At 56.5% G+C, this 16021-nt stretch carries 9 protein-coding genes; 6 read left to right on the forward strand and 3 right to left on the reverse strand.

Annotated elements, in window-relative coordinates:
• Positions 1-289: 289 nt before the first annotated feature.
• Complete coding sequence (locus AB4Y89_RS15950; RefSeq protein ID WP_442301931.1) at positions 290-1393, reverse strand: ABC transporter permease; 1104 nt, start codon at positions 1391-1393, stop codon at positions 290-292.
• 246 nt (positions 1394-1639) lie between these two features.
• Complete coding sequence (locus AB4Y89_RS15955; protein WP_442301932.1) at positions 1640-3064, reverse strand: hypothetical protein; 1425 nt, start codon at positions 3062-3064, stop codon at positions 1640-1642.
• Positions 3065-3233: 169 nt separating this feature from the next.
• On the opposite strand from AB4Y89_RS15955, the gene AB4Y89_RS15960 reads away from it, so the two are divergent.
• The 6 genes from AB4Y89_RS15960 to AB4Y89_RS15985 all read left to right on the forward strand — a co-directional run bounded on the left by AB4Y89_RS15960 (position 3234) and on the right by AB4Y89_RS15985 (position 12584).
• Complete coding sequence (locus tag AB4Y89_RS15960) at positions 3234-3659, forward strand: helix-turn-helix domain-containing protein (protein WP_442301933.1); 426 nt, start codon at positions 3234-3236, stop codon at positions 3657-3659.
• Positions 3660-3865: 206 nt separating this feature from the next.
• Entirely contained in the window at positions 3866-7414 is a 3549-nt protein-coding gene (locus AB4Y89_RS15965) for a TonB-dependent receptor domain-containing protein (protein ID WP_442301934.1), read from the forward strand.
• A gap of 183 nt (positions 7415-7597) precedes the next feature.
• Positions 7598-8794, forward strand: a complete 1197-nt coding sequence (metK, locus tag AB4Y89_RS15970) for a methionine adenosyltransferase (protein ID WP_442301935.1) — start codon at positions 7598-7600, stop codon at positions 8792-8794.
• A 90-nt stretch (positions 8795-8884) separates the two neighbouring features.
• Positions 8885-10129: an MFS transporter gene (locus tag AB4Y89_RS15975; RefSeq protein WP_442301936.1), complete on the forward strand. Its 1245-nt coding sequence runs from the start codon at positions 8885-8887 to the stop codon at positions 10127-10129.
• Between the two features lie 134 nt (positions 10130-10263).
• Positions 10264-11349 carry a hypothetical protein gene (locus AB4Y89_RS15980; RefSeq protein ID WP_442301937.1) on the forward strand — a complete coding sequence of 362 codons (1086 nt, stop codon included), beginning with the start codon at positions 10264-10266 and terminating at the stop codon, positions 11347-11349.
• 158 nt (positions 11350-11507) lie between these two features.
• Positions 11508-12584: a glycoside hydrolase family 88/105 protein gene (locus AB4Y89_RS15985; protein ID WP_442301938.1), complete on the forward strand. Its 1077-nt coding sequence runs from the start codon at positions 11508-11510 to the stop codon at positions 12582-12584.
• 423 nt (positions 12585-13007) lie between these two features.
• Here the strand turns inward: AB4Y89_RS15985 and AB4Y89_RS15990 are convergent, their stop codons facing one another.
• Entirely contained in the window at positions 13008-15953 is a 2946-nt protein-coding gene (locus tag AB4Y89_RS15990; RefSeq protein ID WP_442301939.1) for a hypothetical protein, read from the reverse strand.
• Positions 15954-16021: the final 68 nt, after the last annotated feature.

Consider the following 16021-nt stretch of genomic DNA (forward strand, 5'->3'; position numbering starts at 1 on the left):
ACGGATCGCCTCTGAACTGGGTGGGGTTCTTGGAACCAAACGCAAGAAGCAGATTTCTTCGCTTCTGGTGGTCGATCCACCCCAACCAGCGAGCTGGCCGGGGACCCCGGTCCTATGAAATGGCAAAAGGGTTATTCGAGCTTCGCTCGAATAACCCTTTTGTCCGGGTAACCGATACGTCTAGAACATTTTCCTGTTGCTGGGTATCCCAGAAAGGGCGGGATTTTCATTTGCGGAAAACGCTCATCGATGCGGAAGCCCAACACTAGACCTACAGGGGAAAATGCCTCTATTCGTATGCGAGTGCTTCGATAGGATCTTTTGCCGCAGCTTTCAGCGCAGGATAGAGCGCACCGAAGAGAGCTCCGGCAAGAGCCAGAAGGGTTGCAATGGCGATCCAACGTCCGGTCAGCTCGAAATCCATCGTAGGAAACTTTGCGTGCAGGGCGGCGCGAATGCCGAATGTCGCAGCAATTCCCAACGCGATGCCGCAGACGGCTAGCAGGCCGCTCTCACGAAGGACGACGCCAACGATGGCGGCTTTGGTGGCGCCGAGTGACTTCAGAATGCCGATCTCACGGGTGCGTTCCATGACCGCGGTGTACATGGATTGAAAGATCACGAGGAAGCCGATGATGATGGCGATGCCGATGACAGTACGGAGGCCTACATTGAACCCAGGCATCTTATCGGGTGTCAGACTGGAGAGCAGTTCTTCCATGGTCTGAACGTCATACTGTTCCATGCCCGGAGTCGCCTTGATTTCAGCGCGAACGGCGTCACTGTTTTTGATGTCGTCAAGCTTGAGATAAAAGTAGCTGGCCTTTCCCTCGGTACCAATCAACTGTCCCATGGTGTCGATCGGGATGAACTTGCGGCCTCCGCGCCCGTGCTCAACGATACCCGCAATGCGGAAGGTATGGTTGAGGATCTGAATGGGGTCGCCTACTTTCTTCCCGGTCCCCCGAGCCGCTTCATAGTCATCGATGATGGCATCGTCAGGAGCCTGGAAGGGACCACCGGAGATAAATATGAAGGGGCGAAGATCCTGAAAGCTCTTGAAATCGATGCCGTAGATGTTCTCTAGTGTGGCGCCTGACGAGAGCTTGATGTTGACGGGGGATACCACGGTGACATGAGGCAGGGGGCGCAGCACATCTGCAACTTTGATGGAAGCTGCGGCGCCGCTGACGCCTATCAGATTCGATGCCGCGCCGGGGTGCGTGATCATGTCAGCGCCGATGCCGCTGGTCCTTACCTTCTGTCCGTTCAGCATGCCGAACATGATTGCCGCAATGGACAAGATCATGATGACTTCAATGGCCACGGCGAAGACGCTGATCAGCGAGCGTAGCGGCCGGTGGACGAGGTTTCCAATAACCAGCTTATTCATGCTTTTGCAGTGTATCGCCTTAGGGCATTTTCCCTGTTGCTGGGTATCCCAAAAGAGGCGTGCAACGGCGTTTTCATTGCGAAAAACGCCCATAGATGCGGATGCCCTGCACGACACCCGCAGGGAAATGCTTTAGAGCATTTTCCCTGTTACCGGGTATTCCGGAAGAGCCGTACAGCGGCGTTTTCATTGCGGAAAACGCCCATAGATGCGGATGCCCTGCACGACACCCGCAGGGCATCCGCTCTAGCTTTGCGTTTCACGGACGAGTCTTGGCTGGGTGCGGCCCTGCATGATTGCTGCGCGGCTGCGCGGCAGCAGCAGGGCGCCGATGAGAGGAAGTACATATACCGTGAAATAGGCGAGCCCGATCAGCAGAGGCGCCAGGAATGTTGCCATCGTGATAGGGGTAGCAAGTACGCCTTCATTGGCATTATGGGATGAGATCATTGTGAAAAAGAGGCCCCAGGGGCTATAGCGAACGTCGCCCCCTACCGAATCGATGACCGCAAAGACGATGATGTAAACAAAAGGAGAGACGAAGAAGAGACTGTTCCAGCCGTCCATCAGAAATACCTCTGCTACTGGCGAAAACGAGACGCCTGTAAAGAGGTCGTCGTCGGCGAGTAGACCGATGCGATGGGCGTAAAAATTCCCCCAAATTGTCACGGGTTTATCGGGCCATAGGAAGTGGGGCACTACGTTGTAAATGTACGTCACAAGCGGGGTGTAGCCGAGTTTGCTCTGGTTAACGGCCGTTTCTATCAACGCGTCATCCCAACTGATCATCTGGAAACGCTCGAGAAATCCCACCTTCGCGTCATAGAACAGCGGTTCGTTTGGCTGGTGCTCCGCGTCCGCTGCTTCTGAAGCCATTTGGGCACGAAACTCGTCGATACGGGAAAGGTTAGTTATCGCCTTGTCGATCTGATTGCCTGGGGTAGCTCTGTCAACCCGGCCTCCCTGCGCATATGGCACCAGGAAGTACACGATTCCTGCACCTGCTACGAGAATGAAGGCAATCTGCCGGAGAGAGAGCCTGCCGCCACTGGCGGCCACAGCGATCAGCCAGGCGACAAGGCTCGCCAGCATTGCTTCCTTGGAGTACCTCAGGATACCGACGACCAAAAAGGAGTAAACACCCGCGAAGACTGCGATTAAGCTCACATTCTTGCGCCCTCCGCTACGCCTGACTGTGTCGAACGTACCAATCAGGATGGCGAGAGGAAGAAAGATATTCGCTCGGTTCAGTGCGCTTGCAAGAGAACCTTCTCCTAAGCCCTCAATGGCTCCGTAAATATCAATGACGATGGCGATGATGATGCAACCGAGGGTCGCCTGTCGTGTGCTGGCGGGTGTAAGGAGGCCGCTGAGAAGGGCAGGTTTTTTGGTCAACGGCCGCTTCACATAAACGGCGATCAGCATGATCAGGCTGAAGCCGACGTTGGCCAGGATGGTGGTTTCAGGTACGCGCAGCCTGCTGTCTGCCGCCTCCCACAAGACGGCCTTCATCACAAAGCCAAGCAAAGCTGTCAGGACGACCTGGAAGAAGATGTAGCCTCCGCTGGGCGTCGACAGGCCACCCGCTGCATTGAAGGCCAGGGTCGAGACGATGACGTATGCAAATACGCCCAGCGTGAAAAAGGTCGATGTGCCCTGAAGTACTTCCAAGAGGCAGAGCACGATGGCAAATAGGATTGCGCCCCACAGGGGAAACTTGGTTGGGAAGGGGAGTCGCACGTTACTGCTAGTCTAGTCGATAGAGCGGGGTACTTGTCTTTGACGCGATAGGATTCTGTCTCTATGCTCAAGAAAATAATATTCGGGTGACGGGGAGACCATGGTGAACGGATCCATGGCTGGATTCGGAGAGCAACTGCGGCGCGCACGTGCGGAGCGTGGGATATCGCTGGAGATGATCTCGGAGAGGACAAAAATTGCTGTCCGTCATCTGGAATCCCTGGAAGAGGAACGCTTCAAAGATCTGCCCGGCGGGGTATTCAACCGCGGCATGGTGCGTAGCTATGCTCGCGTCGTCGGACTCGATGAGCAGGAATGGCATGACCGCTTTATAGAGAGCTATCGCAGTAGTGGCTCTCTAAAGCACGATGACGCCGACTGGCTCGCATTTACCGAAAATATGGCGAACTCTGACCAGGCAGCCGACCCCGCGATCCGGTTGCGTTGGGCCGGGGTTGCGCTGATGGGGCTCGTTTTCCTGTTCCTGGCAGCGCTGGCATGGTATCTGCTTAACCGCCGTCTTTGATCAGATGGAATGATCGTTTGCCCGTCAGCTGCACAAAATCTTCGTTGACAATCCTGTTGCAGCATATTCAACTGCTTGCAACACAAAGGCCATCCACGCGGCGCAGCCAACTCTTTTAAAGGGGCGCGTCAGCACCCCCCATTTCCAACCAAATTGTTGTTTGGCGATTCCTCTTTTGTTCGCCATTTTGAGGAGGCAGTTCCACTATGAAGCGCATTTTGCAGTATTTGTGTACCGTCGCGGCTGTACTGCTGCTGACCGGTATGCCCGCCTTGGCACAGTCCGTGACAGGTAGTATCAGCGGTACCGTGACCGATCCAACCGGAGCAGCGGTCAGCGGAGCGAAGGTCACCATGACCTATGTCGACCAGGGGCTGGTCGTCCGTACCGTAACCACGAACAGCGCCGGCTTTTATACCGCAACCTCTCTGCCGCTGGGCCGCTATCAAATAGCGATCTCGGCTTCCGGTTTCGGTGACCTTAGCCTCAAGGACATCGTCCTGCACGCGAATGACACACTTACTTTTAACCGCGAGCTCAAGCCGGGCGCTGCGGCAGTCAGCATTGACGTGGCTGCGGAAGCTCAGGCCATCAATCTGGAGAGCGGAGCCCAGCAGTCTGTGGTGGACGGTACGCAAATGCGTGAGCTGGTTCTCTCAACCCGTAACTACGAACAGCTCGTCGGCCTGCAGCCGGGTGTTGCTTACACCGGTGGCGACCAGATCTACATCGGTAACTCAAATCCTGTGGGCACCACGAATGTGGTGAATTTCTCTGTCAATGGATCTCGTACATCCGGCAATGCCTGGACGGTGGACGGCGCGGACAATGTGGATCGCGGATCCAATTCAACGCTGCTGACCTATCCGTCGGTCGACGCCATTGCGGAATTCAAGACAATGCGTGGAAGCTACAGTGCCGAATATGGACGCGCCGCGAGCGGCCAGGTCAACGTGATTACCAAGAGCGGCTCAACGCAGTTTCACGGAACCGCGTATGAGTTTGTCCGCAACGACATCTTCAACGCCAACGACACGCTGAACAAGCTGACGACGACTCCTTCCGGGGCAGCCAAAACCACCTCCGCACGCAGCCTGCTGCGCTATAACGACTTCGGGGGCACCTTCGGCGGTCCTGTTTGGATTCCAAATGTCTACGACGGGCGCAAGCACGGAACGTTCTTCTTCTATTCGCAGGAACTACGCCGCGTCGTTCTTTATAAACCTATTACCTTGACCGGCGTTCCATCGCTTGCGGAGCGCGCCGGTACGTTCACCTCTCCCGTTTGCACTTACCAGAGCACCTATCTGCCGGGTCAACCGGATACGACTTCGTCGAACCTCGGTAAATGCCGCAATGCGGGGACAACATCTGTGTCTGTTAGCAGCCCGATGGCACAGGCCTATTTGAAAGACATCTTTGCGGGTGTAGGGGCTCCCGACTCGACCGGAACCCTGGTGTTGTCGCCACAGCGCAATATCTATAACGGCAACCAGCAGATCGGCCGTATCGATCAGACCTTCGGAAGCAAGCTGAGCGCTTTCTTCCGCATTATCAACGACTCGATCCCCACGATTGAACCGGGCGGCCTATTTCAAGGAAGCGGCTATCCCGGCGTCAATACCACCGCGACCAACGCGCCCGGGCGTATCTACCTGGGGCACGCAACTTATGTGATCTCACCGCGTCTTCTGGTTGAGGGCGGCTATGCATATTCCTATGGCGCATTGCTGAGTGACCCGACCGGCAAGATGTTGAACGCCAACTCGCCTGACATCAAGCCGACGCTGCCGTATACCTCCACGCTACCGCGTGTTCCAACCCTGACGTTTACGGGCGGCACGACTCTTGCCACCTACGGACCGTACCGTGACTACAACCGGAACCACAATATCTTCGGCAATGTGTCGATTGTGGCTCACACGCACACACTGAAGTTTGGTGCGACCTTTAACAACTACACCAAGACGGAGAACAACGCCGCAGCGAACGCGGGCAGCTTCGCGTTCAGCAACGGCAACGCTCCCACGGGTTCCGGTGCGCAGAACTACCAGCAGTCCTGGGCGAACTTCCTGACAGGCTACGTCACGACCTTCAGCCAGGCTTCGGTGGACGTAACGCCGAGTGTAACCAGCAACCAGTTTGAGGTCTTCGCGCAAGATGACTGGAAGGTCACGCCGCGCTTTACCTTCAACTTCGGTGTTCGTTACTCCTACTTTGCTCAGCCGACTGACAATAATCACGGACTTACAACGTTCGATCCGTCGCTCTACAACTCCGCGAACGCGGCAACCATCGATACCAATGGTCTGCTCTGCGTTGTCGGAGCTCCGTGCACCGGCGTTACCCCGAACGGCTCAGTCACCTACTCGCAGGCCATTACCAATGGTGTGAGCGTGAACGGCAAGCTGGTGGGCAGTCAGGCGAACGGCACCACCGTCAACGGCACCAATTCTCCGTACGGAAACAAGGTTGGCAAGGAAGACAAGCTGAACTTTGCACCTCGCGTCGGTTTTGCCTATGACGTCTTTGGTGATGGAAGAACGTCGTTGCGCGGCGGCTATGGCATCGCGTATGACTCGTCGCTGTTCGGTACCTACGAGCAGAACATCTTCCAGAATCCGCCGTTTATTCTGACCCCAAGTATTTCGAACACCGGCTTCGATAACCCGGCGGCGGTTTCGGCGAACACCAGCTACGCGGCTCAGCTGATCCGCGCCACCGCCCCGAAGATGAGGACGCCATATAACCAGCAGTACTCGCTCAGTCTGCAGAAGCAGCTCCCCGGTAACGTCTTTATGGAACTCGCTTATGTCGGCAGCCACCAGGTTCACTTAATTGGCCTGGTGGACATCAACGAGGCTTCGGCGGGCGCATTTGCGGCATTGACGAACAACACGACCGTTACGAGCAGCAATACGGTTCTCGTGAACCGCGTTCGTCCGTACAAGGGGTACCAGGCCATCAACTCGATTCAGCCCATCTTCACGGGCAACTACAACTCGCTGCAGTTCTCGAGCAAGCGGCAGTTCTCGCATGGTTCGCAGATCGGCATAAACTACACCTACTCGAAGGCTCTGACCAACGCCAATGCCGACCGCACCGGCGCTCCTCAGATCTCCTCGAACCCCGCGGCGGAGTATGGCCGTTCCGCCGCCGACCGCCGCCACATGTTCAACATGAACGCTGTGTGGGCGATTCCGTTCTTCTATGAGCAGAAGGGCTTGACCGGTCGTCTGCTGGGAGGCTGGGAGGTCTCGGCCATCGCGTTCGTCAACAGTGGCTTACCGTTGAATGCAACCACCTCGGGTCTGGATCCTGCCGGGGTCGGCTTTCTGGGAAGCAGTGTGGCGGGTGGACGTCCTGACCGTGTTGCCGATCCGAATGTCGCCGGTTCCAACTATCCGATCCACACGCGTGCTCACTGGTACAACGTGGCTGCATATACTGCGGTGCCCGCCGGTCAGTTCCGTGGTGGAAACGCGCAACGCAACATCATCGAAGGTCCGGGCTGGTGGCGTGCTGATTTGGGCGCCTTCAAGAACATCCGAATCTATGAGCGCCTGACCGTGCAGCTTCGCGGCGAGGCCTACAACCTGTTCAATCACACCAATCCTGACGGCGTAACGACTTCCAGCATTGTGACGGGCTATAACGCGGCCACGAATGTGACCTCGTACAGTTCGACCGCAGGTAATATCACCAGCTATCGTGACAAGCGGATCATGCAGCTTGGAGCAAAGATCGTCTTCTAACTCCTGTTGTTTGAGGTACCTGACGGCGGCCGATGCATCGGCCGTCGTTCCTTTTGCCGGGAAATGACTCCGTTCGGCCCTCTAAACGCCCCGCTCGCTGCAAATCCGCCCCGGAATGGGCACAAACGCGTAAAATGAATAGTGCATCACACGAGCTGCAACGCGGCATTGGAGGAAGTAGTTTTGGCGACACGCGACCGTTTTCTGTTTACCAGTGAGTCCGTAACCGAGGGACACCCTGACAAGATTGCCGATCAGGTATCGGATGCAATCCTGGACGCCTGCCTGGAGCAGGACCCCTATAGCCGCGTCGCTTGTGAGACCCTCACCTGCACCGGCCTGGTGGTGGTTGCCGGCGAGATCACGACCAAGGCGTACGTCGACTTCCAGACCATCGTCCGCAACACGGTGAAGGGCATCGGCTATGACGACGCTCTGAAGGGCTTCGACAGCCAGACCTGCGCCGTCATCTCTTCGATCAACAGCCAGTCGCCTGACATCGCCCAGGGTGTGGATACCGGCGGCGCCGGCGACCAGGGCATGATGTTCGGTTATGCCACCAACGAGACCCCGGACTTGATGCCGACTCCGATCGCGCTGGCGCACAAGCTGTCGTTTCGCCTCTCCGAGGTCCGCAAGAACGGCCTGATGCCGTACCTGCGTCCTGACGGCAAGAGCCAGGTCACGGTGGAGTACGACGAGAACCACAAGCCCGTCCGTGTGGACGCAGTGGTTATCTCGACCCAGCATGCCGAGTTCAAGGACCGCGATCCGAAATCGACGCTGACCAACGAGCAGCTTCATGCCGACATCCTGAAGAACGTGATCCAGGCCGTCATTCCTGCCGAGCTTCTGGATGCCGACACCAAGTACCACATCAACCCGACCGGCCGCTTCGTTATCGGCGGACCGATGGGTGACTCCGGTCTGACCGGCCGCAAGATCATCGTCGACACCTACGGCGGCATGGGCCGTCACGGTGGCGGCGCCTTCTCCGGCAAGGACTCGACCAAGGTCGACCGTTCGGCTGCCTACATGGCCCGCTACATCGCCAAGAACATCGTCGCTGCCGGTCTGGCCGATCGCGCCGAGGTTCAGCTTGCTTACGCCATCGGCGTCGCCGAGCCGGTTTCGGTTCTGGTAGACACCTTTGGAACCGGCAAGGTCTCCGAGGCGAAGATCACTGAGGCTGTCCGCGCCAACTTCTCGCTGACGCCGAAGGGCATCATCGAGACCCTCGAGCTTCGCCGCCCGATCTTCAAGCAGACCGCAGCCTACGGCCACTTTGGCCGCACCGGCGATGCGTTCACCTGGGAGAAGACCGACAAGGCTGCCGCTCTGAAGGCTGCCGTGGCGCAGGAAGCGGTCGCTACCAAGTAATTGAATAAAGGAATAATGGAATAAGAAAGCGCCGCGTTTGCGGCGCTTTTTCTTTGGCGGGCTTGATCGGGCGCTATAGTCATCTCATCCATGCAGCGACAATTGCCAATGTGGGTGACCGGGTTCGCCAACCTGCCGCTCGGCTTCTTCTACGGCTTCATCAACACCACCATGCCGCTGCTGCTCAGCACTCAGGGTGTCTCGGTAGCGCGCATCGCGACGATCTCGGCGATTGCGTTTTCCCCAAGCTTCTGGGGATTTGTCGCGGCTCCGATCGTGGATGTCGGCCTCTCGCGGCGTACCTGGGTCTGGATATGGCTGACCGTGATGGCGGTGTGCATCGCCTCCAGTGTCCTGCTGACACGGCACCTGGTCCTTTTTACAGCCGATCTCACGCTTGGATGTCTGGCAACAAACCTCTTTCAATCTGCCGCAGGCGGATGGCTCGCGGAGATGGTGGAGGACGAGCATCGCGGGCACCTCGGCTCCTGGTACCAGATCGCAAATCTCGGTGGCGCCGCGCTCTTCGGAGTCTCGGCGATCTTCCTGGTCCGCCGGTTTGAACCCGGCATGATGGCGGCAGTGCTGACGGCGGTGCTCTTTCTTGTGCCTGCGTTGATACTCTTTTCGCTATTTCCACGACCTGTGAGTCCAGCTCGTTCGTCTGCGGTTGTCTTCGGTAGCCTCTTCCGCGATCTGGGAAAGATCCTGCGGCATCGCGATGTGCTGCTCGGATTGATTACGTTCCTTCTGCCTGCGGGTGCATTCGCATTGAACAATGTCTTTTCCGGGTTGGGGAACGACTTTGCTGTCTCTCCGGGCTGGGTGACGACCGTTTGCGGTGCGGGAGTCGCCATCGCCTGTTCGCTGGGGTGTCTCGCTGGAGGTCCGTTGGCCGATCGGTTTTCGCGGATGAAGGTCTATATCTGTGCCGGCGCAGCCACCTCGATCGCGACCGGAGTCGCGATTTTTTGTCCGCGCTCGGCTGCAAGCTATGCGCTGTTGGTGCTGCTCTATAACTTCTGCCAGGGAATCAACTTCACTGCACTAACGGCAATCGTCTTCCAGTTGACGGGGAATGAGAATCCGCTCGCGGCGACGCAGATGTCAGTACTCTTCAGCGCGGCAAATCTGCCGACCAGTTATGTTACGTGGCTGGATGGACGAGGTTATGCGGCTTTCGGCATGCCGGGAATGCTGGCGACCGATACGCTGCTCATGATGGTTTTCGGAGTCCTGTTGCTGGTGGCGTTCTACAAGTTCGATCCGGCGCTTCTGCGCGCTCCGCGGTCGGTTGAGAAGGCAATTGGTCACTCGCGCACGGCGGAGGAGTAATGCTGACGCGAGTTTCGTACACCGTTATTTCTCTGGAAACGCCAATAATTACGATCTACAACTCACTTCCGGATCAAGGATATCTATCGGGTTGCGTTTATCACTCCGTTCTGTTCGGCATGGTAGCTTGAAGTATGCCTAAGACCGAGGTTCAGCCGCTAACGGTTTCCGGCGACAGCGGCTCCGGCGGGAAGCGCAATCTTCTCTTCTGGATGCTGTGTATTGCTGGCTGCTTCCAGTTCGCGCAGGGATTTTCCATCACTCTGGGGCCCGCGTTTACCCTGCAGGATTTCGCCTATGGTCACGTTGAAAGCCCGTACCGCCGGCGCATCTTCATGGAGTGGGTCTACCGGGCATTTCTGCATTTGCATGGTACCCGGTTGTTTCATCTGGGCAAGCGCACCATGACTCCGGAGCAGCAGGTTCTGTTTCTTACCGGCTTCATCGCGTCACTTCTGATGGTTGTAGTGACCTGGACGCTGATCCGCCAACTACTGGGACGCCAGACCCCGTGGCAATGGATCTCTCTGGCGGCCATCTACATGCTCGACACCCACGAGCTGCTCTCCTTTGATATTCGAGCGCAGTTTCCCTATGATCTGACCACGCCGATATTTTTCGGGACCGGCTTATACGCTCTGATCAGCCGTAAACGATGGCTTTATTACGTGGCTTTTCTGGTTGGAACGCTGAATCGTGAGACGACGATGTTCCTGCCGCTGCTGTTTGTTGTCTGCTCTTTGCCGGAGGAGTTTTCCCTGCGCCAGGCATGGCGGCAGATTCGTCCTCTTGTGTTGGTCGAGGCAGCCGCTCAGTTGGTGGTATGGCAGCTCCTGGTGATGTGGTGCGAGCAAATGACCGGAGGACACGGAACCGGCATTGTGATCTCCTGGCAGAACAATCTGCGTATCGTCTCCAACCCGACGCACTGGCCTCTCTTTGCCAGCACCTTCGGTTTTCTCTGGATCCCGCTGGTCCTGTTTCATGACAGAGTTTCGGATACACGGCTGCGCCGCTGCGCGTACCTGCTTCCGCTCTGGGTCGCGGTGATGTTCTATACAGGGGATCCGCTGGAGATCCGTTTGTATAACGAATGGATTCCTTATATGACGGCGTGCCTGGCACTGATCGCCAGCAACAGCCTGCTTATTGTCAGGCGTGGGAATGCGGCAGCCGACCGGCCTGCGCAGGCGGTTCAGAATATGATTGCTCATTCGTGAGCGAGTGAATGGTATCCCTCCGCCGAGGGAGGGGTTCGTCGCGGCATTGTTAGCGCTAACTCCTGCTGATTCCATTGAAACGGCGAAAAAAACGGAGTACTCAATGGTGGCTCCATTCGGTACAATCCTCTCGTTCTAGAAGGAGAAATCGTTTTCGTATGAAGCTCCGCATCCTGGCTGCTCTACCTCTCTTTGCGACGGCTCTGTTGGCTCAGAAGCCCGGTGACAAGTACTTTACGAACTGGCCGGAAAATACCGACCCCAAGGTCGTCGGGAAGAAGCTGGCCGACCATTTTGTTGTGAGCCCGCACCAGTACACGGCGACGATCCACTACTCAGAAGTCGGGGCATGGTACGGATCGCTGGAGTTCTCAAAGCTCACCAGCGACACCGATCTCCGCGACAAGCTGATCAAGAAGTTCGAGCCGCTGATGCCCGGCGGCGCCGAGGAGTCCCGTATTCCGCAGCGGCGGCACGTGGACGACTCGATCTTCGGCATCGTGCCCATCGAGATCGGCATCCTGACCAAGGACGAGAAGTATGCCAGCTACGGCAAGAGCTGGGCTGACCGTCAGTGGGAGAATCCGCAGCCGGACGGCCTTTCGGCTGAGACCCGCTACTGGATCGACGACATGTACATGCTAACCATCCTGCAGCTGCAGGAGTATCGCGCCTCGGGCGACAAGAAGTACCTGGACCGCACCGCAAAGGAGATGGTGAGCTATCTCGATAAGCTGCAGCAGCCGAACGGCCTGTTCCATCACGCGCCCGATGTTCCTTTCTTCTGGGGACGGGGTGACGGCTGGGTCGCCGTGGGAATGGCTGAGATGCTGCGTGACCTGCCTGACAATCATCCCGACCGTGCGCGAATCCTGAAGGGCTACAAGCTGATGATGGCCGGCCTTCTGAAGTACCAGGGCAAGGACGGCATGTGGCGTGAGCTGATCGATAAAGACGATGCCTGGCCGGAGAGTTCGAGCTCGGCGATGTTTACCTACGCCTTCATCACCGGTGTTAAGAACGGCTGGCTGCCGGAGGCAGAGTACGGTCCCGCGGCACGTAAGGGATGGATCGCGGTGGCAGGCTATATCGATCAGAACAGCGACATCACGCAGGTGTGCGAAGGCACCGGCAAAAAGAATGACCTTGCCTACTACTACGCTCGCCGCCGCCGTACCGGGGACTTCCACGGACAGGAAGCTGCCATCTGGTGCACCAACGCATTACTGCGGTAGAGCGTTTCTCCTAAAGTCCTGGTGTGAAGCTTCGGGTGCTTGCGCTGTTTTCCGTCGAAGAAAACGGCATTCGCAGATTTATCCCAAGCTACGGTATTAGGAGAATTGCTCTAGATGGTTGCGAGCTGCTTCAAGGAGCTGCGATGAAGAGATGGTGACGTGGAGATGCGGCCGTTCGACGCGATTACAACCGAGCGGTATCGGCTGTATCAGAAGGTTTGAAACAGGGAGGTTTTGAAAGAAGCCCCTGGATAGATCAACGGCGCCATCCTCAAGGATGGCGCCGCTTTTTTCCGCCTGGGGATGATCTTTCGTGTTCGTGCCCTTCATCTTGCAGCTACATCGAATCACCACACTAGAGACCATAGCTGGCAGTAAAAAGGCCCCGCGAACGGGGCCGAGAGAAGAATTCATTGAGGTGATTTATTGCAGGCAGATGTAATCAAATTCCTGCGTGAATGTATCCAGGATTCCGCTCCCTGAGGTTTTGACCGTTACTACAGTTGTGGATGTCGGCGACCATTGAGGGAATGCGTTAACACCATGATTGAGACCATTCTGTATGACCTGGCATGTGTACGCAGTATTCGGATAAGCCGCTCCGAAGGTGATCGTGAATATCGTGCCGGCGCCAATACCCGTTCCGCCTGGAGTGACTGTTACTCGACCTCTATTCGCATTGCAGGATGCTCCTCCCATGCAGGCAACTGATCCAGTACTTCCAGCCGCACTGCCGGCCGTGAAGGATACAGCTCCTGTATTAGCCAATGGAATTGCGCCACCATCAGTGCCGTTGCCATTGGAGTCAATCGATACGACATGCCCGGGAGTGAAGCTTCCGGTCGTGCGCAACAGATTCGTTCCAGTGGTTCCCTGTAGCCCGGTAATAAAGTTCGGAGAGCTGAAGAACTGCAAACCGTTGTTGGAATGGATCGCAAATTTCTGCGCCCCGTTGGCAGCCCAAATGCCAAGGTATCCCTTATATCCATTGCTGGAGTTGTTGTACTGCAAGCACGTTCCGCGGCCCCCGGGACAGTTCATAACTCCCGAGTTACCGCTGATAATGAGGCTGGCGGCATTTCCAACTAACCTTACGTTGTCGTTGAAGAAGTAATTTGCAGCATCGGGCGAGTACCCGAAACTGGATGTTCCTAGAGTTGACCCACTCGCAGGAGAAGGCTGAGCCGTAACTATATCGTAGTCATCGCGAGAGCTACCGCAGTCTATATTCATGAGGTGGTGGTTGCAGCTGATGAGGAATATGGTCCCGCGATTTGCAGGTTCGGTCATCGGAGGGTTATACGCCATGCCTGTCGGGTACGGAGCGGGCATATCAAACAGAGTCCTCCAGCCTCCGAGGATGCTGAACAACCGAGGAGCAACGGTGTAGCCTTTCTCTGCGGTTGGAGGATTGTTCCTCGACGCATACATCTGAGCGTTGTTGCCGTTGATGATGGCTTCGGCGAAGTCTCCACCTCCAAGCCCAGTGAAAGTCCGAGAAAGACTCGACTCGCTGGGGCTGCCTCCAATTGTGTTGTACTTCACGGTGTTGCTATAGCCTTCGTGGACGCGGTCATGGATGAATAGAACATTGTCGATTAAATCCCCAGGATGCGTGGGATCTCCTGGTATTCCCGGAGACCACTTCGCTGGGTCAACCAAAGTTACATAGGCATTCGGCTGCCCAGGCTGATAAGCATTACCCATGTTCGTTAGGACGGAGTAATTGCGAGCGTAAGGATAGATCCCATAGGGGTTGGGGTATGTTGTCTGCGTTGTTGCTGAGGCCACTCCCGTGCAGGTTCCACCACCGTTGTTGGTGATATTCACCGAACCAAGTACGAACTGGCCATTGCCATTGAGATTCAGGCCGCTGAAGCTGGCTGCGGCAGTGCATCTTCCAGGGAAGATGATCTGCGGCATAGGCATACTCTGCGGTAGAGCTCCTACCTCAGCCACATCGGACCGGTATGCGTTTCCAGTTTGGGACGTGATTGTGACTGCGGTTACATTGCCTGATCTATCTACGGTGACGGCAAGCACAGGAGGAGAACTTACCACCGTCTTGGCTAAGCCCATAGTCGTGATCGCAGTCCACATCCCTGTGTACAGGATCATGTTGCTGCCGTCGTAGCCAATGATGGGAGCGACCTGGCGCCGAATATCGATGGGCTTGATATTGAACGGAAGTCCTATACCGATCTTTGTATTAAACGTACCCGGCCTGATGATGTCCGCGTCGAAGTTGAATGCATACCCGACCATGCCGCCGGTGGAGAGGATCTCCGTTCCCGCATGACCCTCTTTGCATTGCAGAACTACAGTATGAGTGTCCGGAACGGAAGAAACTGGGCAATAGTCAAAGTTATGTCCGGTGAGCACTACGGTGCTTCCTACCGTGAATTTCGACGATGACGAGACGGTGCAAGAGACAGTGCTGAAGTTGCTTCCGGTTTCGTTGTCCGCGGGGGGCTGCACGTAGTTCACGACAGGCGTTACGGCGGTGTTGCTCACGGCACACGCCTGCATCGTCGATATGCCGAAGTCAGCCGTCCAAGTGGCTCCCGAATCAGGCCGCGCGCATACAGTCTTTATTCCATCAATCGTGCACGAGGAGAGACTCAGGATGTTCCCTTTGGAGTACTTCTTCGTGGAGTTGATAATTCCATTGCGGACGCCAAGACTGTTGTTATCGTAGTTGACCCGTGTGCTTCCCGCGAGCAGCCAAATCCCCGTCCGCGCGTTTGGATAAGCAGGACTCTGCAAGGTTGGAGAAGCGTTCAGTTGGATTCCGAATCGCGATACCTGGTCGAAAGCAAAACGGCGATAGAACTCGCAGCCTTCGTTGTCTCCCTGGTTATGCCCAGTGCATTGCAGGTACTGCACGAGTCCTACGTTGTCTCCGTCGCCGGTGAGCCAGGATTCGGCATCGAGAAGTCCTCCTTGTTGACCGCCAGCGGAGTTGATGAATAGTTTGAGCCCCTGGTAATTCTGTCGGCTTCCGGTCAGCGTGTCATCGTTACCGTTGAGGTAGTTGAACGTCATGCCCGTCATGGCGCCGTGGTAAGGGCCCGCTGGAGGCTGATGCGAGACCACAGTCGAGAAGTTGAACGGAACATAGTTGCCGCCGAAGTTGCTGGTCGAGTTTGCCGTTTTCCAGCCGAAGTATCCCTGCTTCTGCTGACTATGGCTCAGCGGATTAAAAGCTCCGTTTACACCGACACCTTCGTTGTTATAACTATTCGTCGGGATGGCCGGGCGAATCCTATAGTCGGAATTGTCCGTAGTGAGTTCTCCTGAGATCGAGTCACAAGCGGCAGTGCCGCAACCGGCGGAGACGAGATTCGCCTGGATATTGTTCGGCCCCATTGTTTCCATATTCCACGGGAGGTGGACCTGGTTGGCGGTCACTTGGGGACGAGCTGTAATGCTTTTTC

The organism is Terriglobus sp. 2YAB30_2, from assembly GCF_052114765.1.
GTDB lineage: Bacteria > Acidobacteriota > Terriglobia > Terriglobales > Acidobacteriaceae > Terriglobus.

What these genes read in the sequence shown, in the direction of transcription:
- AB4Y89_RS15950 (WP_442301931.1), bottom strand. Translation starts at nt 1,393, where the DNA reads ATGAATAAGCTGGTTATTGGAAACCTCGTCCACCGGCCGCTACGCTCG.
- AB4Y89_RS15960 (WP_442301933.1), top strand. Translation starts at nt 3,234, where the DNA reads ATGGTGAACGGATCCATGGCTGGATTCGGAGAGCAACTGCGGCGCGCA.
- AB4Y89_RS15965 (WP_442301934.1), top strand. Translation starts at nt 3,866, where the DNA reads ATGAAGCGCATTTTGCAGTATTTGTGTACCGTCGCGGCTGTACTGCTG.
- AB4Y89_RS15975 (WP_442301936.1), top strand. Translation starts at nt 8,885, where the DNA reads ATGCAGCGACAATTGCCAATGTGGGTGACCGGGTTCGCCAACCTGCCG.
- AB4Y89_RS15980 (WP_442301937.1), top strand. Translation starts at nt 10,264, where the DNA reads ATGCCTAAGACCGAGGTTCAGCCGCTAACGGTTTCCGGCGACAGCGGC.
- AB4Y89_RS15985 (WP_442301938.1), top strand. Translation starts at nt 11,508, where the DNA reads ATGAAGCTCCGCATCCTGGCTGCTCTACCTCTCTTTGCGACGGCTCTG.
- AB4Y89_RS15990 (WP_442301939.1), bottom strand. Translation starts at nt 15,953, where the DNA reads ATGGGGCCGAACAATATCCAGGCGAATCTCGTCTCCGCCGGTTGCGGC.